General features: G+C 60.4%; 21 protein-coding genes. 14 read left to right on the forward strand and 7 right to left on the reverse strand.

What is annotated here, in order from left to right:
• Positions 1–7: 7 nt before the first annotated feature.
• Positions 8–694, reverse strand: coding sequence for a dienelactone hydrolase family protein (locus BLU54_RS10445; protein WP_091908032.1), 687 nt, complete (start codon positions 692–694; stop codon positions 8–10).
• 353 nt (positions 695–1,047) lie between these two features.
• Here BLU54_RS10445 and BLU54_RS10455 point away from each other — a divergent pair, with 353 nt between their 5' ends.
• A complete protein-coding gene (locus BLU54_RS10455) occupies positions 1,048–2,190 on the forward strand; it encodes a branched-chain amino acid ABC transporter substrate-binding protein (protein ID WP_091907786.1) in 1,143 nt (380 codons plus the stop codon).
• Between the two features lie 104 nt (positions 2,191–2,294).
• Here the strand turns inward: BLU54_RS10455 and BLU54_RS10460 are convergent, their stop codons facing one another.
• The 4 genes from BLU54_RS10460 to BLU54_RS10470 all read right to left on the reverse strand — a co-directional run bounded on the left by BLU54_RS10460 (position 2,295) and on the right by BLU54_RS10470 (position 5,712).
• Positions 2,295–2,663, reverse strand: a complete 369-nt coding sequence (locus BLU54_RS10460) for an ElaB/YgaM/YqjD family protein (RefSeq protein ID WP_091907788.1) — start codon at positions 2,661–2,663, stop codon at positions 2,295–2,297.
• Positions 2,656–2,796 (reverse strand): hypothetical protein, encoded by a 141-nt coding sequence (locus BLU54_RS23695; protein WP_170845102.1) that lies wholly within the window; start codon positions 2,794–2,796, stop codon positions 2,656–2,658. The genes BLU54_RS10460 and BLU54_RS23695 overlap by 8 nt, the downstream gene beginning before the upstream one ends.
• 185 nt (positions 2,797–2,981) lie before the next feature.
• A complete protein-coding gene (locus tag BLU54_RS10465; RefSeq protein ID WP_170845103.1) occupies positions 2,982–4,196 on the reverse strand; it encodes an arabinose transporter in 1,215 nt (404 codons plus the stop codon).
• Between the two features lie 109 nt (positions 4,197–4,305).
• Positions 4,306–5,712, reverse strand: a complete 1,407-nt coding sequence (locus BLU54_RS10470; RefSeq protein WP_170845104.1) for an MFS transporter — start codon at positions 5,710–5,712, stop codon at positions 4,306–4,308.
• Between the two features lie 389 nt (positions 5,713–6,101).
• Here BLU54_RS10470 and BLU54_RS10475 point away from each other — a divergent pair, with 389 nt between their 5' ends.
• The 3 genes from BLU54_RS10475 to BLU54_RS10485 all read left to right on the forward strand — a co-directional run bounded on the left by BLU54_RS10475 (position 6,102) and on the right by BLU54_RS10485 (position 9,378).
• On the forward strand, positions 6,102–7,244 hold the full coding sequence (locus BLU54_RS10475) for a metallophosphoesterase (RefSeq protein ID WP_091907792.1): 1,143 nt from the start codon (positions 6,102–6,104) through the stop codon (positions 7,242–7,244).
• A gap of 347 nt (positions 7,245–7,591) precedes the next feature.
• A complete protein-coding gene (locus BLU54_RS10480) occupies positions 7,592–7,885 on the forward strand; it encodes an H-NS histone family protein (RefSeq protein WP_091907794.1) in 294 nt (97 codons plus the stop codon).
• 311 nt (positions 7,886–8,196) lie between these two features.
• A complete protein-coding gene (locus BLU54_RS10485; protein ID WP_170845105.1) occupies positions 8,197–9,378 on the forward strand; it encodes a cation diffusion facilitator family transporter in 1,182 nt (393 codons plus the stop codon).
• Positions 9,379–9,681: 303 nt separating this feature from the next.
• Here the strand turns inward: BLU54_RS10485 and BLU54_RS10490 are convergent, their stop codons facing one another.
• Complete coding sequence (locus BLU54_RS10490) at positions 9,682–10,140, reverse strand: Lrp/AsnC family transcriptional regulator (RefSeq protein ID WP_091907798.1); 459 nt, start codon at positions 10,138–10,140, stop codon at positions 9,682–9,684.
• Between the two features lie 224 nt (positions 10,141–10,364).
• The gene (locus BLU54_RS10495; protein WP_091907800.1) at positions 10,365–11,867 is read right to left on the reverse strand and encodes a mannose-1-phosphate guanylyltransferase/mannose-6-phosphate isomerase; all 1,503 of its coding nucleotides are present in this window, start codon (positions 11,865–11,867) and stop codon (positions 10,365–10,367) included.
• A 335-nt stretch (positions 11,868–12,202) separates the two neighbouring features.
• Here BLU54_RS10495 and BLU54_RS10500 point away from each other — a divergent pair, with 335 nt between their 5' ends.
• From BLU54_RS10500 to BLU54_RS10545, 10 genes are all read left to right on the forward strand, one after another.
• On the forward strand, positions 12,203–12,436 hold the full coding sequence (locus BLU54_RS10500; RefSeq protein ID WP_091907802.1) for a hypothetical protein: 234 nt from the start codon (positions 12,203–12,205) through the stop codon (positions 12,434–12,436).
• Positions 12,437–12,528: 92 nt separating this feature from the next.
• Entirely contained in the window at positions 12,529–13,176 is a 648-nt protein-coding gene (locus BLU54_RS10505; protein ID WP_091907803.1) for a hypothetical protein, read from the forward strand.
• A gap of 5 nt (positions 13,177–13,181) precedes the next feature.
• On the forward strand, positions 13,182–16,118 hold the full coding sequence (locus tag BLU54_RS10510) for a YjbH domain-containing protein (protein WP_091907805.1): 2,937 nt from the start codon (positions 13,182–13,184) through the stop codon (positions 16,116–16,118).
• 225 nt (positions 16,119–16,343) lie between these two features.
• A complete protein-coding gene (locus BLU54_RS10515; RefSeq protein WP_091907807.1) occupies positions 16,344–17,717 on the forward strand; it encodes an undecaprenyl-phosphate glucose phosphotransferase in 1,374 nt (457 codons plus the stop codon).
• Between the two features lie 76 nt (positions 17,718–17,793).
• The gene (locus BLU54_RS10520; protein ID WP_091907809.1) at positions 17,794–19,158 is read left to right on the forward strand and encodes a UDP-glucose dehydrogenase family protein; all 1,365 of its coding nucleotides are present in this window, start codon (positions 17,794–17,796) and stop codon (positions 19,156–19,158) included.
• Positions 19,159–19,297: 139 nt separating this feature from the next.
• Positions 19,298–20,482, forward strand: a complete 1,185-nt coding sequence (locus tag BLU54_RS10525) for a polysaccharide biosynthesis/export family protein (RefSeq protein WP_170845106.1) — start codon at positions 19,298–19,300, stop codon at positions 20,480–20,482.
• Between the two features lie 108 nt (positions 20,483–20,590).
• Positions 20,591–21,025, forward strand: coding sequence for an arsenate reductase/protein-tyrosine-phosphatase family protein (locus BLU54_RS10530; protein WP_091907813.1), 435 nt, complete (start codon positions 20,591–20,593; stop codon positions 21,023–21,025).
• Between the two features lie 18 nt (positions 21,026–21,043).
• Positions 21,044–23,254, forward strand: coding sequence for a polysaccharide biosynthesis tyrosine autokinase (locus BLU54_RS10535; protein ID WP_091908034.1), 2,211 nt, complete (start codon positions 21,044–21,046; stop codon positions 23,252–23,254).
• A gap of 139 nt (positions 23,255–23,393) precedes the next feature.
• Positions 23,394–24,551 carry a glycosyltransferase family 4 protein gene (locus BLU54_RS10540; RefSeq protein ID WP_091907815.1) on the forward strand — a complete coding sequence of 386 codons (1,158 nt, stop codon included), beginning with the start codon at positions 23,394–23,396 and terminating at the stop codon, positions 24,549–24,551.
• A complete protein-coding gene (locus BLU54_RS10545; RefSeq protein WP_091907817.1) occupies positions 24,544–25,674 on the forward strand; it encodes a hypothetical protein in 1,131 nt (376 codons plus the stop codon). Before BLU54_RS10540 ends, BLU54_RS10545 begins: the two co-directional genes overlap by 8 nt.
• Positions 25,675–26,153 lie beyond the last annotated feature (479 nt).

Below are 26,153 nucleotides of genomic sequence, written 5' to 3' on the forward strand. Positions count from 1 at the left end.
TCTCGATTCACTGCAGTGCCTCGTCCAGGAAAACCAGCGTGCGTCCGTGGGCGAGCGCGGCCGCGCGCTGCTGGTACGAGCTGCGCGCAGATGCATTGAACCCGTGTTCGGCATCCGGGTAGATATGGACAGCGGCGTTGCCGCGGCCGGCGAAGCGCTCCTTGATCGCGCCGACGGCCGACAAGGGGATGTGACTGTCCTGCTCGCCAAAGTGAAACAGGATCGGCTTGTCGAGTTGCGCGGCGTCCGCCAGGTGGTTCTGTATGCCGCCGCCGTAATACGCGACTGCCGCATCCGCCGACGTATGCGCGGCGGCCTTGTAGGCCAGCAGGCCACCGTAGCAGTAGCCGATCACCGCCACCTTGCCCGTCACCTCCGGGCGCCGGCGCAGCGTGTCGACGGCTTTGCCGACGTCGCCCGTGGCCTGTTGCAGGTCAGTCTTCTGCATCAGTTCGATGCCGCGCTGGCGCGCCGCATCGTCGTAACCCAGCTCGACGCGGGGTTCGGCGCGCCAGAAGACGTCGGGGGCCAGCACCGTGAAGCCGTCGGCCGCGTAGGCGCGTGCGATGGACTGGATCGACGCATTGACGCCGAAAATCTCCTGCAGCAGGACGATGCCCGGGCCCGGTCCGGCTTCGGGCAATGCCAGGAAGCCTTGAAAGCCATTGTCGATGTCAATCCATTCGGTGTGGATAGCCACTGGGGTCCTCCGGTTCGGTTTCGTGAAAACGTCGTCAGCGATCAGTGTGCCACCGTTGCGCCGACGCCGCGTCGCCCGGTCATCGCACAGCCGAGCGGGCGCGCCACGCGGTGCCGGTGCGGTCGGTCGCCGCGCGTGCGAGAACCGATTCCAATCAGCCAGTCAATGAGGAAAACAACAGGGAAAATGATGCACGCAACGGATTTTTTAAGACGTACACTTGCGTCGTGGCAAACGGCGGTCCAGAAGACGGCCGTCAAGCCATCAATCAACAACAACTGCGAGGCGCGCCGTACGAACGGACGCACCCGCTTTTTCGACCCAGTCGAACCGTGGAGATCTGTTGCATGAAAACCAGGATTTTCCAACTCCTGCCGATCAGCGCTGCAGTAGCATGCCTTGGCTTCGCCGGGCAGGCCAACGCTGACCAGACCGTTCGGATCGGTCACGTTGCGCCGCTGACGGGCGGCATCGCCCACCTCGGCAAGGACAACGAAAACGGCGCCCGGCTGGCGGTCGAGGAGATCAACAAGAAGGGTCTGACGATCAACGGCCAGAAGGTCACGCTGGTGCTCGACGCGCAGGACGACGCAGCTGACCCGCGGCAGGCGACGCAGGTTGCCCAGAAGTTGGTCGACGACAAGGTCGTCGCCGTGGTGGGTCACTTGAACTCCGGTACGACGATCCCGGCCTCGAAGATTTACAGCGACGCCGGCATCCTGCAGATCTCGCCGTCGGCGACCAACCCCGCCTACACCGAGCAGGGTTTCAAGACTGCCTACCGCGTCGTTGCAACCGACGCGCAACAAGGGCCGGCGCTGGCGCTGTACGCGGCCAACACGGTAAAGGCCAAGTCGGTGGCGATCGTCGACGACGCGACCGCCTACGGCAAGGGTCTGGCTGACGAATTCGAGAAGAAGGCGAAGAGCCTGGGCTTGAAGGTGTTATCGCACGACGCCACCAACGACAAGGCGGTCGACTTCCGCGCCATTCTGACCAAGATCAAGAACGAGCGTCCGGACGTGATCATGTACGGCGGCATGGACGCCACCGGCGGTCCGTTCGCCAAGCAGGCGCGCCAGTTGGCCCTGCGCGCGAAGATCCTGTCCGGCGACGGCGTGTGCACGGAAAAGCTGTCGGATCTGGCTGGCGATGCCACCGACAACGTGGTGTGCTCGCAAGCCGGCCAGGCGCTCGAGAAGATGCCGGGCGGCGCGGACTTCCAGAAGCGCTACACCGCGCGTTTCAACCAGCCGATCCAGATCTACTCGCCGTTCACCTATGACGCCGTGTACATCATCGTCGACGCGATGAAGCGGGCAAACTCGACCGATCCGAAGAAGGTCGTGGCTGCAATGCCGGCTACCGATTACAAGGGCGTGATCGGCGAGACGACTTTCGATTCGAAGGGCGACCTGAAGAAGCCGGTGATCTCGCTATACAACTACAAGTCGGGCAAGAAGGCGCTGCTCGACGTGGTGACGATGTAAGCGTCGCGATTGTCGTTGAACGAACGGCCGCTCGAGAGCGGCCGACAAGAAAAAACCCGCGGACAGCCGCGGGTTTTTTCATTCTGGCTGGACCACAGTCCCGCTCAGCTGCGTCCGACGATCACGCCAAGCAGGAAGGCGATGCCGGCTGCGGCCGCAACCGTCTCCCACGGACGGTCACGCACGATGCCGTCCGTCGTCGTCAGTGCCGCGCCAACCTTCTCCTTCACGGTCGACTGCGTTTCGTCAAACGTGTCCTTGACGTCGTCCAGGCGCCCCTTGATGCGGGACTTCAGATCGTCAAGATCGGTCGAGTCGCTCAGCGACGATTCGATGTCGCTCAGAACCGACTTGATGTCGTTCGCCGTATCCTTGCCGGCACGCTTGGCCTTATTGGCCAGCTTCTTGCCGCCCGAAACAGCTTCGTCGATGCCGTCATCGACCGATTCACCAGCAGCTTTGAATTCACCCATGCTCGATCCCCTTGCGTTGATTTTCGTCCGTTGTCGAGAATTGTTTGCGACGCAGCATCCGTGCCAGCAACGCCTCGCTTGGACGGCGCGTGGCTAGCGGACTGCCCAACAACGCCGAAATATACGCTGACATCGTCCGTTTCGTCGCTCGCAAGGCCGCCGCGAGCCGCGCGAAGCGTAAGTGATCAGATATCGCGTGACTGTCAGAAGATGCGTTGGATAGCCAGCAACTTAGACACGGTTTGCACTTTCCGGTCATGAACGCGTAAGGTTTGCACGGCTCGGCATAGCTTGCCACGGCGCTCCGCGTCCCGGACGTCAGGCATCGGGCCGGGCTGCCCGCACCGTACGCCTCGCGAGGGCCCACGCCAGCACGGCGCCGCACAGGGAAGCAGCAAGTCCGATCGCGAACACGATCGGATAACCCGCCCGGGCAGCGGCGAAACCGGTGATCGGACCGGTCAGGCCGTAGGAGATGTCCTGAAACGCAGCGTAGGCGCCAAGTGCCGTGCCGCGGTTTTGCGGCGGCACGCGACTCACCACCAGCGTGCCCAATGCGGGAAACACCAGCGAGCAGCCGAGTCCGGTTATGGCCGCACCGGCGACGGCCCATGCGAACGAGGGCGCGAGCCACAGCATGGCTTGGCCAACCGCCTCGACCAGCATCGATACAGTGGCGACCTGGGCGCCGCCGAACCGGTCCGGCAGCCGGCCGAACAGCAGGCGCACCGCAACGAATGCCGCACCGAAGGCGCTCAGCGTGAGTCCCGCGCCGCTCCAACCGCGCGCATGGAAATACAGCGAGACGAACGCGCCAATCGCGGCGAAGCCGACCCCTTGCAGGCATAGCGCGAAGCCGGCGGGCGCGATGCGGCCCAATACGCTGCCCAGGCCAATGCGCTTACCGCCAGGTGCGGCGACACCACGCAGGGCCGCGGCCAGGGCGAGGCCGCATACCGCGGAGGCGACGATGCACGCTGCCACCGCAACGAATCCAAGCGATTGGCCGATCCACAGGCCGAGCGGCGCGCCCACCGCCAAGGCGCCGTACAACGCCGCGCCCGTCCAGGACATCACCCGCGATGCCTGATGCGCGCCGAGGCTGCCGATCGCCCACGCGAGCATGCCGGTCACGGTGAGGCTTTCGCCGCATCCCATCGCGAGGCGTCCGACGATCAGCAGCGCAAAGCGCAGGGCGTTCGGCAACGGCAGCAGCGCTACCGCGCCGTAGATCAGACCGGACACGCCGGTCATGCTCAGCCCGGCGACCATGGCGACCTTGGGCCCACGCTGGTCGGCGATCTTCCCCGTCACACCGCGCGTTAGAACGGTCGCCAGGAACTGGATGCCGACCGCGACTCCCACCATGACATCCCCGTAGCCGAGCACTTCATGCACGAACAATGGGATGACGGGAAGCGGCAGGCAGATTGTCAGATAGCCGAGCGCCACGGCGGCGCACAGGGCGGCGAGTTTGCCAGTGCCGTCATGGTGCGGCGTGCCGCGCGAAGCGGCCGGGGTCGAATCAGTCATCGGTGTGGGTGTGGAAGGGCAGAACGGCTGGACGACGTTCGCCTTGCAAGGAAAGGTCGGTTGTCCCGTCGGGGAGGGTGGAGCGCGTAGGCTCGCTGCGGCACGGCCCTCATGTCCGCGTACCGAGCGTTGCGCCGGCATCGCGTGGCAAGCGGACATAGGCGGGCAGCGACGTCAGCGCGAGCAAGGCGACAAGCACGAAGGCGACACGGAAGTCCCCGACGGGGTGCCCGACCCCGCTGTCGGAAGCGAGGCTGCCTTCGCGCAGCCAGGCGGCCCCGTTCAGCGCCAGCGCGCCGAACGCGACCCCCAATCCCATCGACAGTTGCTGGGCGGTGCTGAACAGCGTATTGGCGCCTGCCATCTCGGACTTCGGCACGTCGGCAAAGGCGAGCGTATTGAGACAGGTGAATTGCATCGAACGCGTCAGGCCACAGGCCAGCATGACGAGCAGGATGAACGGCAGCGGCGTCGCGGGAGAGAGCAGAGCGCACGCACACGCGCTCAGCGCGACGCCCACCGTATTCACGATCAAGACACGTCGAAAGCCGAAGCGCCGCAGGATCGGCGTGACGAAAGTCTTCATGCCGAGATTGCCAGCCGTCAGCGCGAAGAACAGCAAGCCGGAGCGGAACGCGCTCATGCCAAAACCGACCTGGAACAGCAGCGGCACCAGAAACGGCGCGACGCCGATGGCAGTACGCGTCAGCGAGCCCGCGACCACGCTGACCGAGAAGGAAGGCAGACGCAGCGCCGACAGTTGAAGAATCGGCTGCGGACTGCGTCTGGCATGTCGCACCGTGGCCCAAAGCGCCGTCGCACCCACTCCGATGCACGCGCTTCCGGCCGCCAACAACGGTTTCGGCTGGCCAAGCGCTTCGACCCCGGCCATCACGCCGAACAGCCCGATACCTGAGAGGAGCAGCCCGGCAGCGTCGAGACGCGGCGGTGCGTTGGCGCGGTCGTTCGCGATGAGGCGCCACGCGAGTACGCCACCCACCGCGCCGAGCGGGAGATTGAGCAGAAACACCCAGCGCCACGATGCGTAGGTGGTAATCAGGCCACCGAGCGGCGGCGCCACGACTGGCGCGACCAGGGCGGGCCAGGTGATCAACGCGATCACCCGCATCAGGTCCGCCTTGGGCGCGGATCGAATCACCGCCAGCCTGCCCACAGGCGTCATCAACGCGCCGCCGAAGCCTTGCACGACGCGGCACGTCACGAACATCGCCAGGTCGTCGCTGAGCGCGCAGCCCAGCGACGCGACGGTGAATACCGCGATGGCGGCAACGAAAACGTCGCGCGTGCCGAAGCGGTCGGCTGCCCAGCCACTGGCCGGGATGAATACCGCGAGGGTCAGCAGGTAGGCGCTCATGCCGAGGCCTGCCGTGCTCGACGGCACGCCAAAGGTCGATGCAATTGCCGGCAGCGCCGTCGAGATGACGGTGCCGTCCAGATTTTCCATGAACAGGGCGGCAGCAACCAGGAGCGGAACGAGACGAGCCGGGGCGGGCATGGGTGTATCGGAAAGCGGGAGCGCACTCGCCGCGCATGCGACGACGGCGTGCATCAGGCGCGACATAATCGCGCACGTGTCGCATCGTACTCTCGATCGTGGCTGGCCGTCAGTGGCGGGGCGGGCCTGAGGCGCGCAGTCACCGGCGCCTTGAAACGACCGCGGTACCCCGCGCGCCGATCGCCGAGCGCCGCGCCCCGCGCCTGGTCTCGCCTGCTTCGTCGATGCAGGCCCGTCTTGTGCGTCTACGCGCCGGCCCTCGGTCGTAATTGCCAGTCTCATGGTCCGGCGCTCACCGCTTTACGATCGTGTCGCCGTCCATGCCCTATTGTCGTTGCGATATACGACACATGCGGGCTGTTTCGCCTGCCCGCTCTTCAAAGGAACCCATGCGTCGCGCCTTCCTGTACCGCATCGTGCTGATTGGCACTGTTCTTCATTTCTATGTGGGTATCCGGCTGATACCGGCGTTGTTCGATAGCGGGCCGGTGCGCACGCTGGCGTGGCTGTATCTGCTGATATCCCTGGTCACCATTCCGTTGGGCGCGCGCGGGCGCAGCTTTGCCCGCACGCCAGCGCGATTGGGCGTGGTCATCACCGGACTGGTCGCAATGGGATGTTTCTCGACGCTGCTGCTCCTCACATTCGCCCGTGATCTGTTCCTGTTGCTTGCCGCCGGTTGGGACTTCCTGACCGGAGCCGACTGGTTGTCGCGCGTTGAGACGAGTAGTGCCACCGCCGTTCTGCTGCTGACTGCCGCGCTTTCGATGTGGGCACTGTACTGCGCTCGGCGAGCGCCGCCGATACGACGCGTGCGGATACCGATCGAGGGGTTGCCGCCAGGATTCGAGGGCTTTTCAATCGCGCAGATCAGCGACCTGCACGTCGGGCCGACGATCCGCCGTCCCTACGTCGAGCGTGTCGTGAAGGCCGTCAACGCGCTGGGCGCCGACGTTGTCGCATTCACCGGTGACGCGATTGACGGCAGCGTTGCGCAATTGGCCAGTGATACGGCGCCGCTTTCCAAACTTCACGCGCGCGAAGGCGTTTTCTTCGTGACCGGCAATCACGAATACTATTCAGGCGCCGCTCCATGGATCGCGCGTTTTCGCGAATTGGGAATGCGGGTCCTGCTCAATGAACATGTGGTCCTGAGCCGTGGTACCGACGAACTGATCCTCGCGGGTATCACCGATTACTCGGCGGGCCATTTCAACCCGGTGGACGCGAGTGACCCTGTAAAGGCGCTGTCCGGCGGACCCGACACCACGGCCATTCTGCTCGCGCATCAGCCATTAAGTGCGCCAGCAGCCGCACGAGCCGGCTTTTCTCTGCAAATATCAGGACATACCCACGGCGGTCAACTTTTTCCGTGGAACTTCGTTGTTAAGGTGCAGCAGCCATTTGTCGCCGGTTTGGACCGGGTGGATGGAATGCTGGTGTACATAAGCCGAGGGACCGGCTATTGGGGACCGCCGATGCGCTTGTTTGCGCCGTCGGAGATCACCCTGCTAATCCTCTCGCGCGCGTGAGCGGGCGGGCGGACTTAAGCGAGCCTCCTAGCGCCTGGACGAGCGATGATTTCGGGCCCCATCCCGCAGATATCAACTGCTACACCTAAGTGACACAGTTATTGCCTTCTTTATCACCTACGATATAGAACTATCTTGGGGAGTTTAGCCTAGGCAATAAATGACAATCTGCAAGGAATGCGCCGCTTCAGCATTGTGAGTAATTAATTCATCCGATGAATTAGCGGTGGTAACACTTTTTTTATAAGCCACCGGCGATGGTTGTCGATTTAATGTAACATTGCCGGACATTTAATTGAGAAGTGATGATCGCGTGATCATCTTTGAAAACGAGGACCGTAAAAACCATGCCTTCTTACAAGGAGCTGCTGGCGCAGCGCGAAGAATTGGAAAAGCAGATCGAAGCCGCGCGTAGCAAGGAATTCGATACCGTCGTTGCTGACATCAAACAGAAGATCGAGTTCTACGGCATCACTGCGGCCGATCTTGGCATGGGCGCTAAATCGAAAACGGCTGAAAAGCGGCCGCGTAACAGCGTCGCCCCGAAATACCGCGATCCGAAGAGCGGAGCAACCTGGTCCGGCCGCGGCAAGCCGCCGCGTTGGATTGCCGGCAAAAATCGGGACGAGTACACGATCTAACGGCAACGCGACAGTCATCGCGGGGGGCCGCTACAACGAGCGCGTCACGGGGAGGCGCCAACGATGTGACGGATGCGAATTGACACCGGCCATGCACGGATGAGGGGCGGATGACCGCCTGGTCAGCTGGACAGTAGGGTCGAAGCCGTTGAAAGGCCGCAGGCGAGCATTCGTCTGCGGCCTTTTTGCATGGTCGCGACCTTCCGCTGGAGGCGGCGGTGCTCCCTTGTTGCGTCCGGCCGCTTGAATCGCATCAGAAATGGATGCGGACCGACTGCACGTGTCGGCGCAAAAGTTGCCAGGAGACGGTTATGGGATTCGAACGGAGCGAGGGCATGCGCGAGTGCACTGCACCCAATGGCGTCGGGCAGCGCGAGAAGCAGGCCGTCGCCGTGACCACCACCGTGGTCAGCATCGTCGTCAATGCCCTGCTGGTAGCACTGCAGATTGGCGTTGGCATGGTCGCGCAGTCGCAAGCGCTGATTGCCGACGGCATCCATTCGCTGACCGATATCGTGTCCGATGGCATCGTCCTGCTCGCCAGCCGTCACAGTGGCGCGGCACCAGACAGGGATCATCAATACGGTCACAACCGCTACGAAACGATCGCATCACTGTTTGTCGGCCTGCTGTTGCTTGCGGTGGCGGTCGGCATGCTGATTCGCGCCGCGACCCGCTTCGCGCACCCAGGCGGGATTCCCACGGTTCATTACAGCGCCTTTGCCGTCGCGTTGGCGGTCATTGCGGCCAAGGAGGGGCTGTTCCGGTACATGCTGCATCGCGCGCGGCAGGTCGGCTCGAGCCTGTTGATCGCCAACGCGTGGCACGCCCGCTCGGATGCGGCATCCTCCTTGATCGTCGCGCTTGGGGTGGGCGGCAGCCTGCTCGGCCTGCCGATCTTCGATCCGCTGGCGGCCGCCGTCGTCGGCGTCCTGGTCGGGCGGATCGGTGCGCGGTTCGCGTGGGCGGCAGCGCAAGACCTGGCCGATCGCGCGGTCGATCCCGAGGAAAGCGGGCGCATCGAGAACCTGATTGCGACGAGTCCTGGCGTGCGAGACGTCCATGCGCTGCGTACGCGTCGCATGGGCGACTTCTCGATCGTGGATGCGCACGTACTGGTCGACCCGATGATCAGCGTGTCTGAAGGCCACTACGTTGCCGAACAAGTGCGGACACGATTGCTGGCCTCGCCCGGGATCCTCGACGCACTGATCCACATCGACCCGGAAACGGACGGTGCTGGCGAGCCGAACAACACCGTGCCACGTGCCGTCCTGCGGGCCTACGCACAGGAAGCGCTGGTGCCGCTCGGTCATCGTCTGAGCGATCTGACCGTGCATTACCTGCGCTCGGGGACTGTGGTGGATTTATTCCTCGACCACCCACGGGGGCATGCCGCCGTGTCCACAGCATGCGCTGCAGCATGGGCACGAGCATGGAACGTCAAGACGGTCAGGGTGTTCGCGGTCTGGGCAACTGACGACGGCAAATAAACAACGATTTCGGAAAAAAATGCGTCAACTTCTTGTTGGTGACACCGTTAACAGCATCATGCGGTAATGTTGACTCTGCCGCATGAGGTGCGGGTAAAAAATACCGAGTTCCGTTCCGATCGGAGGGCGTCATGCCTGGGGTGATGCAAGTCGCGTTGTACTGGCTGGGGGCAAATGGTGTAGTCGTGGCAGTGGCGTGCCTGCGTGCGGGCACGCGGGCCTTCATCGCGCATAGAGCTGTACCGACCGGGGGAATGAGTCAGGCGCAGGCCTGACGCCACAGCCGAACGCAGCTGCCGTTCTCTAAAGCGGCAGCTGCGTATCGAACTTCACCTCGCGCAGCACGACGCTCGTGCGCACTTGCGCGACGGCGGGCAGATTGAATAACCGGGCGTGCAAGAACGCGTCATACGCCTTGATGTCAGCGGCAACGATCTTCAGGATGTAATCCGCTTCGCCGGTCGTGCTGTAGCACTCGGTCACCTCGGGGCAGGCGGCAATCTCGCGTTCGAATGATTCGACGCCCCCTTCGTGATGACGGGTCAAGTGGATGTGCGCCAGCGCACAGATATGGAGGCCCAGCTTTTCCCGGTCAAGCAGAGCCGTGTAGCGCTGTATGACGCCGCTTTGCTCCATTTCCTTGATTCGACGCCAACACGGCGTGCTGGATAAACCGACGCTGTCGGATATCTCCTGCACCGACTGACGCGCATCGCGCTGCAGCAGACGCAAAATCTTCTTCGAAAAGGAATCGAGGTTCATCCCGGCGTCCTGAGTCAATGTCTCTCATTGGCAGCTTATACAATGAGAAAACATCCTCAAAGCGAAACACCTCGCTTGTACGGCAAGAACCTCTTCAAAAGATCGCGTCGGACCCGCTGGCGCCGGTCGCCGGATGCTCCGGTCAGGGTAGCCAGGGGCGCCAAAGCCAACGGCTGACTCACAAAGTCATATTGCAAGACCGCAGCCGATCCGCGCGTTTGGCATCATTTCCGACCGTAGGTATCGTCGAAGCGCACGATATCGTCCTCGCCGAGATAGGAGCCGGACTGCACCTCGATGATTTCGAGCGGCGTCTTGCCTGGATTCGCCAGCCGATGCGTGACGCCCAGTGGGATGTAGGTCGACTGATTTTCCGCCAGCAGTAGTACCTTGTCGCCGCACGTTACCTCTGCTGTGCCCCTCACCACGATCCAGTGCTCCGCCCGGTGATAGTGCATCTGCAACGACAGCTTCGCCCCGGGATTGACGACGATACGTTTCACCTGGAAACGGTCGCCGAAATCCACCGAGTCGTAGAAACCCCACGGACGGTGAACCTTGCGGTGATTCTCGGCTTCCGCGCCACCTTCGGCCTTGATGCGACCGACGATCTTCTTGATATCCTGGACGTGCGATTTGTTCGCTACCAAAACGGCGTCCGGTGTTTCGATCACCACCGTATCCTGCAGGCCGACGCATGCGATCAAACGACTGCTCGAATGCGCATAGGACGAGTTGGAGCCTTCGAACATGACCCGTCCTCGCGACACATTGCCGTCCGCGTCTTTCGGCAGGATGTCCCATACGGCGTCCCAGGATCCGACGTCGGACCAGCCCGCGTCGAGTGGCACGACCACCGCGGGGATATCGGTGCCGTTGCTCAGCTTCTCCATCACTGCGTAGTCGATCGAATCGGCAGGGCACGCTTCAAAGGCCGTTTTGTCGACGCGGCAGAAATCGCCGTCCGCATGACGCGCCTCGAAAGCGGCGCGGCAGGCTGCTTCCATTTCCGGCTGGAATTGTGCGATTGCCTTCAGCCAGATGGTGGCACGCACGATGAAAATGCCGCTGTTCCACCAGTATTCGCCCGAGGCCAAATACGCTTCGGCCGTTTCGCGCTTCGGTTTTTCGACGAAATGCTCGAGGACTCGGGCTCCCGAATCGCCGATTGGCGTGCCGGCCTTGATATAGCCGTACCCGGTCTCCGGGCGGCTTGGCACAATTCCCATGGTCACGATTGCACCGGCTTCGGCCTGTTCGGCTGCACGCGACACCGCGTCGCGAAACGCAGCGAGGTCAGCGACGGCATGATCGGCCGGCATGACCACAAGAATTGCATCCTGACCGTCGGCGACGGCGGCCAATGCGGCAAGCGTAAGGGCGGGCGCGGTGTTGCGACCGACTGGTTCCAGCACGATGTGCGCACGCCTGCGCAAGCGCCGCATCTGTTCGGCTGTCATGAAACGGTGATCTTCACCGCAGACGATGATCACTTCTGCCTGGCCGGATGCGCAAGGCGCCCAGCCGTCAAGACGCAGCGCGGTGGCCTCCAGCAGCGACGCATCGCCCAATAGGCCGATCAGTTGTTTTGGATAGTGCTCCCGGGATACAGGCCAGAGGCGACTCCCCGCGCCGCCGGCCAGAATGAGGGGCTGGATCCTGTGCGTGAGCGGACGAACGACTTGGGTAGCGACGTTCGCCCATGGCACATTCGAATCGTTAGGCATGGCATGTCGGCGCAGGGATGCGCGGCAAGGCTGGAAGGGCAGTCCAGCGTGCGCCGACAGTCTCCACGCGCCTGTGCGAAGGGCCGCACAGTCATTCGCCCGTCACCGAAACTTGCGGTTTTTACAACACTGCATCGCGATGAACGGGAAAATCGTGTATTTTTAATCAGCTTCGATCAATGATGGATCGACCGGCGGATTTCGCTCGGCCATAACCGATGCGTATTTCCGTTTGTCTTTAGAATGGTCGCTCAGGTCCTGTGCGGACAAGTTCTTGAATGTAGGCGCTTGTTCGTCTGTCCTGGATCCCATCCTCCACTTCAATAGGAGTTTCTATGAAAGCAACTAAGTTCCTGGTGGCGCTCAGCGTCGCCGGCGCGCTGGCTGCGCCGAGCGTCAGCTTCGCGCAGGAAGGTGCGACGGGCGCGCCTGGCATCTCCGGCAACACGGCTGCCATCGCTGGCGGCGTGATCGTCGTCGGCGCCGCAATCGCTGGCTTCTGCAGCAGCGGCGGTAGCAACAACGTGACCGGCACGTCGGGCACGACCGGTACGACTGGCACGCTGTAAGCGCCAGGCCAAGCCGGGAAAGGGGCTCTTCATCGAGCCCCTTCTTATTTTTAATCGCTTGTCAGAGCGAGTGAACGCTTTTGCCGTCGACTATGTATCGTCTGTTCACATTGCTCGCCCTCGTGCTGTTGACTGCTTGCACGACGCCGATCCAGGCGATCCAGGACGCGTACACATTCAAGCAGCAGAGCAAGCCGGCCGTGGTCAGCCAGCGTGCGATCGATCCGCACTACCAGTATCTGTTAATGACGATCAAGGGCCGCGCTCTGCTGTTGGCCCGCGGTCATATCGATCCGGGCATGCAGGGCAGCGTGGAGGTCTTTTTCACTGCGGGCGGCGAGGTGCTGCGGCTGCTGGACGGGCGTGTTGCCGGGACAGCCGGTATGCCGGTCGAATGGTCCAGCGTGGTGTACTCGCCGTTGCCGGACTGGCGCCAGGTTGAGGAGCCGGTGACACTGGAACGCAGCCGGGATGTGATGCCCGGCTATCAGTTTGGCCTGCACGATCAGTTGCACTTGCAGCCGATTGCGCCGCCACGAAGCACCGAATTCATCGGCCAGATCCCTTCCGACACGCGCTGGTTCGAGGAGACGGCTACCGGTTCCGATGCATTGCCCACTGCCCGCTATGCGGTGGTTGTCGCGCCGGGCCGTCCCGCTGTCGCGATTTATGGCGAACAATGCCTTTCGCGCGACTTCTGTTTCACGTGGCAGCGCTGGCCGAATAAAGTGCAGGAATAAGCAAGATGGATAAGACGCGCGAGCGCGGCGTAGGCGCCGGCTATGTACTGGCCTGCCTGCTGATTTGTGGCGTGCCGATGAGCGCCTGGGGCCAGGTTTCCGCGACGATCGATCGGCGCGGCTATCTCGGCGACTGGCTTGTCGGAAGCCCGGCCGCGCTTCGCGGTGTGACGCCGACGGCGGACGGTGGAGCGCAGCCGCTTTACCGACCTGGCACGATGTGGACCACGCCGGACGAGCGTGCCGCACAGACCGCACGCCGGCAGACGCTGCTCAATTACATTCGATACCTGCCGCTTTCGAAGACGCTCGATGCAGCAGCACGTGAGCGCCTGTATCAGTTGGTCGCGTCGCGTCCCGTCACTGGTCGTGTGCCACTGCAAGGCGCGGATCCGCGGTGGTTGAAGGCCAACGATGCCTCCGATCCGATGCTCAGTCCGGGCGACACGGTTTCGATACCGGTCCGGCCCGGCCGAGTCGCGGTGATCCGGCCTGATGGCAAGTTGTGCCTGGTCCCGCATCGCCCGGGCGCGCAGGCGCTGCAGTATGTCCGCGCCTGCGACGCGGAGGCCGCCCCGGATTACGCATGGGTTGTCCAACCGGACGGCCAGGTCTCGAAGTACGCGGTTGCCGCCTGGAATCGTACAGCTCAAAACGTACCGGCACCCGGTGCCTGGATCTGGGCGCCAGATCGTCGCGGCAAGTGGTCGGAGGGCTTTTCCGAGCGCCTGGCTGCCTTCTTCGCGACACAGGGCGCGGCTGACGTGCCCGTCGATCCGCTGCTGCTGTCGGCCAAGGACGTCAACGGCGAGGCGCCGAACACTGCACTGAAGGAACAAGGAGGCACTGCCGCCGGTATCGCCGAGGTCGAGGCATCACGGATTCCTGACCAGCGCCCCGCGCGTGACCTGCAAGTGACGTCGAGCGACTGGGGCACGATGGGGGTGCTGCAAACGCCCAGCGCGCGTTTCGGCGAGGCCGGCAACGTGTCGTTTACGGCCAGCTACATTAGCCCCTATACCCGCCTGAGCGTCATGCTGCAACCGCTCGATTGGTTCGAATTCGGTTTCCGTTACACCGACGTTCGCAACCACCTCTACGGTCCGACATCGTTGAGCGGCACGCAAACCTATAAAGACAAGAGCATCGATTTCCGGGTGCGCTTGCTCAAGGAATCCGCTTATCTGCCCCAAATCGCCGCGGGTATGCGAGACGTGGGTGGAACAGGGCTGTTCTCCAGCGAGTATTTCGTCGCGAGCAAACGCACCGGTGATTTCGATTGGAGTCTCGGCTTGGCGTGGGGCAATATGGGCGCGCGCGGCGATTTCGGTAATCCGCTATCCATATTCAGCAATAAGTTCAATACTCGGCCGTCGGGAGGTAATTCGGCCGGTGAGGTGAATGGAAAATCGCTGTTCAGAGGCCGGACCGCGCTTTTCGGCGGCGTCCAGTATCAGACCCCGTGGTCGCCGCTTATTCTCAAGCTTGAATACGACGGTAATGACTACAAGCATGAACCGTTCAATACCAATCTCGATGCCAAGTCGCCGATCAACGTCGGTTTCGTCTATCGGTTGAATAAATCGGTCGACATCAGCGCGGCGTTTGAGCGCGGTAATCGCGCGATGATCGGCCTTACGGTCCACGAAAACTTTAGCGCCCTCAGCGCGACGAAGACCGCCGATCCGGCGCCCTTGCCGATCGTCGCGGCCCGGCCGCAAATCAAGGAAGCCGACTGGTCGGCTCTGACCGCGACCTTGCAGACGCAAAGCGGTTGGCACGTACAGAGTATTCGTCGCAGCGGTGCGAGACTGGACGTCGTATTCGACAATCCTGCAGCCGTCTATCGGAAGGATCGCGTCGAGCGGATCGCCACTGTATTGCACAAGGGCGCGCCGGCGGACATTGACCAGTTCCGTATTGTCCAGATGGTTCGGGGCACGCCGACCGCATCGTATGTCATTCGTCGGGACGCGTGGGCCATCGCACACACGCAAGCGGTACCGCCGCTGCGTCGGGAGCCGACCGTCGTGCCCGCTGCGCCGCCGACCGCGGCAGCGGTAGCTGCTACACCGGCCGAGCTGATACAGCCGATGAAGCGATGGGACTTCAGCGTGGGGCCGGGCCTTTCGCAGTCGTTCGGCGGGCCAAACGGGTTCTGGCTCTATCGCGTTACAGCCAACGCCGACGCTTCGTTCCAATTGACGCAAAGCAGTTGGCTTGCTGGCGGACTGAGCTATCGTCTGCTCGACAACTACAACAAGTTCACCTACGACGCGCCGAGCAAGCTGCCGCGGGTGCGGACCTATATCCGGCAATACGTGACGACATCGCGTCTGACAATCCCGTATCTGCAGGCAACCCACGTCGGACGCCTTGGGAACGACCAGTTCTACGAGGTGTACGGCGGTCTGCTCGAGGAAATGTACGCTGGCGTCGGTGGCGAGTGGCTCTATCGGCCATGGCACAGCCCACTGGCGGTGGGTGTCGACATCAACCGGGTACGCCAACGTGGCTTCCGGCAAGACTTTTCGTTGCGGGATTACCAAGCCACTACCGGTCACATCACCGCTTACTGGGATACCGGCTGGAATGGCGTGCACGTGAATTTCAGCGTCGGCCAGTATCTCGCCAAGGACAAGGGCGCCACGCTCGACGTGTCGCGTATCTTCGACAATGGCGTGACGATCGGCGCCTACGCGACCAAGACCAACGTTTCCGCCAAGCAATTCGGCGAGGGCAGCTTCGACAAGGGCATCTATTTGTCAATCCCGTTCGACGCGCTGATGGCCAGATCCAGTCCGAAACGTGCGAATCTGGTGTGGGCGCCGTTGATTCGGGACGGCGGTGCAAAGCTGTTCCGTCAGTTTCCGCTATATGATTTGACCAGCGAGCGCAATCCGCGCAGTTTCTCGTTCGGACCGCCGCCGACCTCGCCGTGAGGAATGTGCGGTAAATGGATTATTATCGTCAGCAAAGCGGTCGAAAGACCAGTGCAGGAAGGATGAAGCAAATTTTGAGACGGGTCTCGCCCGACCGCCAGGGGGGATTCCGGTAATGCAAGCAGTGGACGAATGGCCGGAAGCGGGTAGCCGGCGCTTGCAGCATCTGTACGATGCTGCCGTTTCTGCATGGCCGGTTCGGGCGGCATATGAGGCTGGCCATCGATGACTAGTTTTGTGGCCCGCGGCGCGGACGTGTTGCTTATCATCCTGGGTGGGTTGCTCGCGCAGTGGATCCGCACAGGTGGCATCGCGAGCTGGCGGGACCCGCAGGTCTTTCTGGTTGCGTTCGACTGCGTCCTCGCGCTGCTGATCTTCACAGCGGTAGGCGTGTATCAGTCCTGGCGCGGCAAGCGGATGGCGAGCCTGAATCTCCGCGTACTAAGCGCCTGGGGCCTGGTGCTCGGGATCAGCGTGGTATTTGCCTACGCGCTTCACAGCGCAGAGCGCATTCCACGCGGATGGTTCGGCAGCTGGGCGATCATTACCGCCCTCCTGTTTCTCGCTTTCAAAAGCCTCGTTCACTTCGTGCTGGGACGGCTGCGGCGCGAAGGCTTGAATCAGAAACCGGTGGTCATCGTCGGCTCAGGCAGTTATTGCAGTGCGCTAGTCGCACGAGTCCGAAACGCCCCGGAGAGCGGCTTTCATCCGGTTGCGATCTATGACGAAGCGTGTCTGAGCGGCAAGCAGATCGCCGGCATTCCGGTAATCTCGGAGTTTGAAAAACTCACCGCAGTGATCAAGGATCAGACCGTTGCGGAGCTGTGGCTGGCGCTGCCGCTGTCGGAAGAGCGGTACATCCTCCGCCTGGTGCGCGAGTTCCGGCACGACTTCATCAATATCCGTCTGGTCCCGGACGTGCGCAGCCTGTCGTTGTTCAACCACTCGATCATGGACCTGCTGGGTTTTCCGACGATCAATCTCGCGGCAACCCAGTCAGACAACCCGGAGATGGTCTCGAAGTTGGTCTTCGATCGCGTTTTCGCGTTCATGGTGCTGTTGCTGCTGTCCCCGCTGCTTCTGGCCATCGCAATCGCGGTCAAGCTCGATTCACCGGGCCCGGTCTTCTTCAAGCAGAAGCGGATGGGCGTCGACGGGAAAGAGTTTTCCATTTACAAGTTCCGGTCGATGCGCGTTCACAAGGAGCACACGGGTGCCGTGACGCAGGCAACCAAGGGCGATTCCCGCATCACCCGCACCGGCCGCTTCCTGCGGAGAACGAGCCTCGACGAGTTGCCGCAGTTCATCAATGTGCTGCTCGGCGACATGTCGGTGGTCGGACCGAGGCCTCACGCGCTCGCGCACGACGACCAGTACAAGGATCTCGTCGAAGGCTATATGTACCGGTATCGGATCAAGCCCGGCATCACCGGCTGGGCTCAGATCAATGGTTTCCGCGGTGAGACTGACAAGATTTCGAAGATGGCGAGCCGGGTGAAGTACGACCTGTATTACATCCAAAACTGGAATTTCTGGTTCGACATCAAGATCGTATTTTTGACGATTGCGAAGGGATTCATTTCGCCGAATGCCTACTAGGCTGCGGCTTGGCGACTGCTTGGGTGCCTGGTGGTCGCTTGGGTAAGGCCGCTGATATTGCACTGAACGGAAGATTATGAAAATCACTATCATCGGCACCGGTTATGTCGGTCTCGTTACTGGCGCATGTCTCGCTGAGATTGGCAATGACGTATTCTGCTTCGACGTCGACGAACGCAAGATCGCCATACTGAACGATGGCGGGGTTCCCATTCACGAACCCGGACTGGCAGAAGTCATTGCGCGAAATCGCGCCGCGGGTCGTATTCGTTTCTCGACTGACGTCGATGCCAGCGTGATGCACGGGGACGTCCAGTTCATCGCAGTTGGAACGCCGCCGGACGAGGATGGGTCAGCTGACCTTCAATATGTGCTCGCGGCAGCGCGTGCCATTGGCGCCCGGATGAATGGCTTCAAGGTCATCGTCGACAAGTCGACCGTACCCGTAGGCACGGCGAAGCGCGTTTCGGAGGCCCTCGCAGGGGAATTGGCTCGACGTAACGAAGCACACGGTTTCTCCGTGGTGTCGAATCCGGAATTCCTGAAAGAGGGTGCGGCCGTCGAGGACTTCATGCGTCCGGATCGTATCGTTCTCGGCTGCGACGACGACGAAAATGGCCAACGGGCGCGCGCGATGATGAAGCAGCTTTACTCGCCGTTCAATCGCAATCACGAACGTACGATGTACATGGATGTGCGTTCCGCCGAGTTCACCAAGTATGCTGCCAACGCCATGCTTGCGACGCGCATTTCGTTCATGAACGAACTTGCTAATCTCGCGGACGAGGTGGGAGCAGATATTGAATATGTTCGTCGAGGAATCGGCTCAGACCCGCGCATTGGATACAGCTTCCTGTATGCTGGTTGCGGCTACGGTGGCTCGTGCTTCCCGAAAGACGTTCAGGCTCTGATTCGGACCGCGTCCGAACATGGGCATGACCTCAAAGTGCTCAATGCCGTCGAGGCCGTCAACGAACGACAGAAAAATGTCTTGGTCGACAAGATTCTGAACGAATTGGGAAGCGATTTGACGGGCAAGACCTTCGCAGTGTGGGGACTTGCTTTCAAGCCCAATACCGACGATATGCGCGAGGCACCGAGTCGGCCGCTCATCGCGGCCCTTCTGAGGAAGGGCGCTTCCGTACGCGCCTACGATCCGGTAGCGCTGGACGAAGCCAAGCGCGTGTTTGGTTTGGATCTGAGCGGTACCGCCGAATTCGAGCGATTGTCCTTCCAGCATGATCCATACGAGGCGACCGAAGGAGCCGATGCGCTTTTGATCGTGACCGAATGGAAAGAATTCAAAAGCCCCGACTTTGGACGTCTGAAGGCACAATTGAGTGCGCCTTTGGTTTTCGACGGCCGGAATCTGTATGAGCCATCCGAGATGCGGAAACAAGGCATCAAGTACACAGCCATCGGGCGAGGACGCGTCCTTTGACACGCGTTGGACCAATGTGCAGGCTTCTTCGCCCCCGAGGCTGACGAAGCCAAGACTGCCGTGGCAGCTCATGTCAGGACTTCAGCCCAAGCGAGCGCGCAGCAGTCCAACGAATCAACCAATTTTGTTTCTTAACGCGATGACATTGACCCTCCACCGACGTCTTGCTCTTGGTCTTCTGAGCAGCCAGGCGTTGCTGCTTTCGGCGTGCGCCCTGGCCCCAGGGATGTATATGGGAAAACAGGTGAACGAGGCAGAGCGCGCATCGGACGGCACACCTGGACGATCTGCGCTGGCCATGCCCGACGGCACGGTCGTAAATTTCATACCGTTGGATACAGCGGTACTTGCCACGCTGCCACGTTACAGCGCACCTCCAGCGGACACGCTCGCACCGAACTCAGGCCCATATGTTTATAAAGTCGGGCGTGGCGATGTGCTACGTATCACGATCTGGGACCATCCGGAACTCAATAATCCGGGGATCGGCAGCGCGCCGAGCACGGGTACGACTGCGGCCGATATCGCGGTGGCGACCGGAAGCAACGATCCGCTCGGACGGATTGTCGCATCGGATGGCACTATATATTTCCCGTTTGTCGGCACGGTGAAAGTAGCCGGCATGTCAGCGACGCAAATACGGTCCTTGCTGACACGCAGGTTGAGTACCTATATTCGCAACCCGCAGTTGGACGTCTCGATCTCCTCGTACCGCAGCCAACGCCTGTACGCGTCAGGCGAAGTAGTACACCCGGGTGTGGCAACGCTCGGCGAAGTTCCGATTACGATTACCGATCTGATCAGCTCAGCTGGAGGCGTGACTACCAACGCCGATTTATATCGCGCAACCTTGACGCGCGACGGAAAACAGATCCCGATTGATCTTTATGCGCTGCTGCATTATGGCGACATGCGTCAGAATTACGAATTGCGCGCCGACGATCGAATTAATATTCCCGATAATCGTTACAACAAGGTTTTCGTGCTCGGCGAGGTTGCCAAGCCCACGTCGATCGTAATTCCGAAGGGCGACTATAGCCTGGCCGAAGCGCTTTCCGATTCGGGGGGGCTCAATCAGGTGACATCGAACGCTTCCCAAGTCTATGTGGTTCGACGAGCGGAAGACGGTCTTACCAATGCCTATATTCTGAACGCAAAAGCGCCGACCGCCCTAGCGCTGGCTGATCAGTTCGAATTACAACCGCGTGACGTGGTATTTGTCGACCCATCGGGTATTACGCGTTTCGCGCGTGTTATCACGCAGGTGGCACCGTTCCTCTCTGGGACTAATAGCGCTGTCAATACGGTCAATGCGACCCGGTGAACGGGCCGCTGTTGAAAAGGCCGTTCGTTCCAATTCTCCGGGCGAACGCGGTCAGTCGGTGGGCCCAAGACTTGACCAGGTGGCCCGCGGCGACAGCAGGAAAGCAAAATGTTCAAGAATGTGTTGATGGTATGTGTAGGAAACATCTGTAGGAGCCCGACGGCGGAATATCTTCTTCGACATCGGTTCCCGGATAAATCTTTAACCGTGACATCTGCCGGTCTTGGGGCACTTGTGGGACGGGGAGTGGATGAGACGGCGCATACATTGATGCATGAGCATGGTATCGACGCCAGCGCGCACCGCGCGCGTCAGATCGATGCGGACATGATTAGGGAAGCGGATCTCATTCTAACGATGGAAAAACGGCACCTCGCTTCGGTAAATGAGTTAGTGCCCTCCGCGCGCGGTAAGACCTTTTTGCTCGGGAAATGGGAAGACGAGCGAGAAATTCCGGATCCGTACCGCCAGCAGCGTCCTGCTTTCGATCACGTCTACGAGCTGATCGAAAATTCGGTGTCGCACTGGGCCAAATATCTGTGAGTGGTTACTGAGGAAACAATGGTTAAGAAGAATGCGATAGAGCCGGTGGGCGAAGACGAGTTTGATCTCGCTTCGCTCGTCGGTGTCCTGCGTGACCACAAGTGGATGATTGGGGGAGTAACTGGCGCTTTCTTGGCGCTAAGCGCGGCATACGCAATTATCGCGACCCCGATTTATCAGGCTGACGCGCTGATTCAAGTGACCAATGATGCGCCAATGGTGCCGGGCATTACCGACGTATCACAAATGCTGGCCGGCAATGGCGTGGCGCCACGGTCGGTCACCGAGATCGCTCTGATCGGTTCGCGATCGGTCATGCAGCAGACGGTAGACGATCTTGGCTTAGCCATTCGGGTCACGCCTCATTATTTTCCAGTATTTGGGCATTTCATAGCCCGGCGCTACGATGGCAAGGGATCGGCGCCGGTAGCTCGCCCTCTTTTCGGGCTACGAGGGTACGCGTGGGGCGGAGAAGCGCTGCGGATCACCTCGCTCGATGTGCCTGATCAATACCTCAATGCCGAACTTACGTTGACTGCGTCCGGTAATGGCGGGTTCACATTAGAGGATTCGTCTGGCAACGTCCTTGCTAAAGGCGTCGCTGGGCAATCGGTTTCTAATGGCGGCGTGACCGTCAACATCGCGACCCTGCGGGCCAACGCCGGGATGAAGTGGACGGTGGTCAAAACTCCGCCGCTCCGCGTGGTCGCGGACCTTCAGCGACGCGTCGACGCGGCGGAGAATGCGAAGGGTTCGGGCGTAATTAGCCTCACTTACCAATCCGAAGATCCCAATCTCGCTCGGCAGGTGCTGAGCAAGGTTTGTGACGTATATCTCAAGCAAAATGTCTCACGAAATTCGGCGGAGGCAGCAAGCAGTCTTCAATTCGTCCGCTCGCAGTTGCCGATTATTAGAAAGCAACTGGAGAAGGCTGAGTCGGCGCTGAACGCGTTCCAGATCCGCTCGCACTCAGTCAACGTAGAACTGCAAACCAAAGGCTTCCTGGATCAGTTTGTTGCGATCGATACGAATTTATCGCAGCTTCGTCTGAAACAGGCCGAGGTCGAGCGGCGGTTTACCAGCAACCACCCAGCCTACCAGGCGTTGCAACAGCAAATTGCGGAGATTCAAGCGCAAAAAGATGCACTGTCTGGTCAGCTCAATAAGCTTCCTGATACGCAAAAGGAACTGCTGAGGCTAAACCGCGATGTGCAGGTAACAAACCAGATTTATACGGGGCTGCTTAACCAAGAGCAACAGCTCGACATTGCCCGGGCTGGCAATGTGGGGAACGCTCGGCTTATCGACCCCGCCGTGGTTGACGAGACCGCGCCGGTCAGCCCTAAGCGCACCATCATCGTTGTGGTGGGCACCCTTTTAGGTCTTTTCCTGTCTGTCGCCTTCGTTTTCGTTCGCAGAGTGCTCAACCGTGGGCTGGAAGATCCCGAGCTGATCGAGCAACTGGGCTTGCCGGTCTATTCGTCGATACCTGTCAGCCCCGCGCAAAGCGCTCCGATGCCGTCGTCCGGTGGCAAGTCGGTACGCGGAAAACCGAGCTTGCTTGCGCTTGATGCGCCTGCTGATCTGGCGATCGAATCATTGCGTAGCCTCCGCACGAGTCTTCATTTTGCGTTGATGGAGGCGAGCAATAACATTCTGATGATTTCGGGCTCAAGCCCAGGAGCAGGTAAGACATTCGTTTCTAGTAATCTTGCAGTCGTCATTGCTCAAGCCGGGCAACGCGTCCTGCTGATTGACGGCGACCTGCGAAAAGGCGTTCTCCACCGCGTCATGAGCGATAGCAACAAGCTCGGTCTCGCGGATGTGCTTATGGGACAGGCGAGAACCTCCGAGGCGATCCGCAAGGGCCCGATAGAGGGACTCGACTATGTCACGCGCGGCCGTGTGCCCCCAAATCCTGCTGAATTGCTGGCGCATGCGAATCTGCGTGGCTTCCTTGATGCAGTGAAGGGTGAGTACGACCTGGTGATCGTCGACACGCCGCCGATTCTGGCGGTGACCGATGCAGGAATCGTCGGAAGTCACGCTGGTACCAGCCTGATGGTGGTGCGCTTTGGCCTGAATAGCGCGCGCGAAATCGCGCTTGCAAAGAGCCGCTTCGAGCAGAACGCAGTGCAACTCAAGGGCGCGATTTTCAATGCTGTACAGCCGCGCAGCAACGGCTACCACAGCTACGGCTACTACGAGTACGGCTCGGAGAAGGAATGACAGATCGACAAATGTGGACCGCCGCGTGATTTGATCGTATCAAGTCACCGAGGGAAACCAGAGGCACGGCCGTCGAAGCGGCACGGCCTCGTCGATTGATGTCGGAACGTCCTGCAGCAACAGTTATTGGAAGCTCAAATTGCGAATCGCCCTTGTCAGTGAGGCTGCGTCGGGCGGGGTGGCATCTCATCTCGCCGAGTTGATCCGCGGACTCGCTGATTTTCCTGACGTGCAGGTTTATCTCGTCCTTCCGGAAGCAGGGCGCTTAGACCTAGATATTTTGTCTCCCGAAGTGCTGGCACTTACGAGCGGGACATTTTACGTTCCAATGGTTAGAGCCGTGGGATTGCATGATGCTGTGCACATGTTGCACTTGCGTCGACTGCTGCGAAGGCTGAAACCGGACATCGTCCACAGCCACAGTTCTAAGGCTGGTGCTCTGACGAGGGTTTGTCGAGGGCCGTGGAAGCAGTTGTACACACCCCATGCTATATACACATTGCGGCCTGACTTAAGTCGAAAGGCACGGGCCTTCTATACAGCAGTGGAAAGGTGGCTAGGAGCGTGGTTCTCAGACGGCATCGTCGCCGTTTCTGACGAAGAGGCGGCGCACATCGTATCGAGTATCAAGCCGGGTACGACGCCTGTCGTGACAATTTATAATGGGATCAGTCAAAGTCGGCATCTCACCCGTCAGGCAGCGCGTCAGGAGCTGGGCATCGTCGGCAACGAGCGAATCGTTGGCTTTGTAGGGCGATTAGAACCGCAAAAGGGTATCGACAGACTGATCGCCGCGGCAGCCGAAATCGATCGGCGGCCAGAGCTTGCCGACGTCCGAATACTCGTTATCGGGCCGGGTTCGATCGAAGCGTATCTACCGCCAGGTATGGCCATTCCCCGATGCGTCACGATCACCGGTCCCGTCGCGAATGCGGCCCGTCTTTTTGCCGGGCTTGATCTTTTTGTACTGCCAAGCCGCTACGAAGGCTTCCCTTACGTTTATCTCGAGGCGGACGCAGCCGACGTGCCAATTGTTTCTGCGCCAGTCGCCGGCGCAGCGGCGTTCGTCGAACGCGGGAAGCGCGGCTTCATTGTCTCCTATCCCGATGATCCAGTGGTATTCGCTGACGCGATAAGCCGCGGGTTGCGCGAAGGAAAAGGACAACGTTCGACGCGTCCGCAATCGGACGCCAATCGCTTTACAGCCCGACGGATGTGCCTCGACACACTGTCGCTCTACCGGTCCCTGATGGGACACGCCGCCGGCTCGCCTACACGGGATGCTTTCCATGGCTAGACGCAAGATCCTTGCCGCCGACCTGGTCGGTTTGATGCTTTTTTTAGGCTGCGCTGCACTATTCTTTCTAGTCGTGGTGTCGCGTAACTACGTCCCTGCCAAGTTCCTGTATGACGAAAATACCCTGCGCGGCTTCTGGAACACCACGCAAACATGCGGCCTCTGGGATAAAGCCAACGGATATGTCTGTACGGCGATCGTTTACCGCACGTTCAACGTCACACTCGAAGTCGCTATCGGTATTGCCGCAGTAACCATACCGGCGGTCTTTCTTTTGATGCCATTCGGCAGAGCGGCACGACTACGTGTACCAGCTTATGCATTCTCAATGGTGCTGGCGATTGCCGTGGCGTGGGGGGGCGCAGCAGCCATCTTTAATTCAGGCCTGAACAAAGAACTCCTCGCGAATATAGCAATCGTATTTGCACTACTTTTCGTCCGACGAAAACGGTTGATCCTGGCTAGCGTTGTAATGTTGTTCTACGGCGTGTATATCAGACCTTATTGGGTCATTGTTGTCGCCTTCGCCTGGGCCGCACACATCGTCAGCCGCAAGCTAGGACCGCGCTGGGGACTGGCCGCTCTTGCGGTATCGCTGGTCTCGCTAACGTTGATCGCCGCAGTAGTACTGCACGCACCATTATCGATGATCCGGGCTGCTACTAACGATTATCGTGTAGGCAGCGAAGATGCGCGCTCGATGATCACGCCTTTCTTCAATGTTTCCAATCCGCTGTTGGAAGCGGCAAACATGTTTGTGACGTGGATCAGCCTTTTGCTGCCATGGCCGTTGGTCATGCTCGGCGGAGTACAGCAGCTCATCGTTGTGGTGTTAATGCCGGTCACAGTGTATCTGATCATAAAAAACTGGCGCAGGGCGTGGCAGAGCGCTGACGTGCGCTGCAACTTCAGCTGCAGCCTTTTCTTCGCATTCGTAACCGTGCAGGCTGTATTTGAGCCCGACTACGGCTCATTCGTTCGCCATGTCTGCGGCTTCGTCCCGTTCGGGTTACTTGCAATTGGCTTCAAACAGTTCGGTTCTGAACGAGTGCGATCCATGGCAAATCGCCAGTCGTCCCCTACACATTTGGTACGCGGAGGAAGCGAAACCGCCGATGCATAAAGGTCTTGCTGCCGTCGATGACCGACATCTTGCAACTCTCGGAGGGCTTCGCACCTGTTTAGTCTTCCATCACGATTCCGTGCAAGACCACCCTAGGCTCTTTCACTGATCCGGGACCGATGATGTTAAAGGTTGTGCATGTTGTGCCGAAGGATGTTATCGGGGGAGTCGAGACAGCCGCTCGCACCGCCGCGTCGGCGGTAGCACCGCCCGATTGCTTCTTCACGCTCCTTTTCATTGCGGGCGACGTCAGATCGCCGCGCCCTGTGAACGCGGTCCCGGGCCCGAGATGGTCACTTGTTAACCCTTTCTCGCATGCGCTCGCGCTTTGGCGTCTATTTAAGCTGTCACCCGATGTCCTGATTTGTTCTATATGGTGGACCGTGCCCCTCGGCATTACCTTTAAGCTATTTCGCCGTAAAACAGTAGTAATATCGTTTCTACATAACGAGTCATTCGTGCACCGCGTAGATCGATTT

Origin of the sequence: Chitinasiproducens palmae, assembly GCF_900095735.1 — a bacterium.
In the GTDB taxonomy this organism is placed as follows: Bacteria; Pseudomonadota; Gammaproteobacteria; order Burkholderiales; family Burkholderiaceae; genus Chitinasiproducens; species Chitinasiproducens palmae.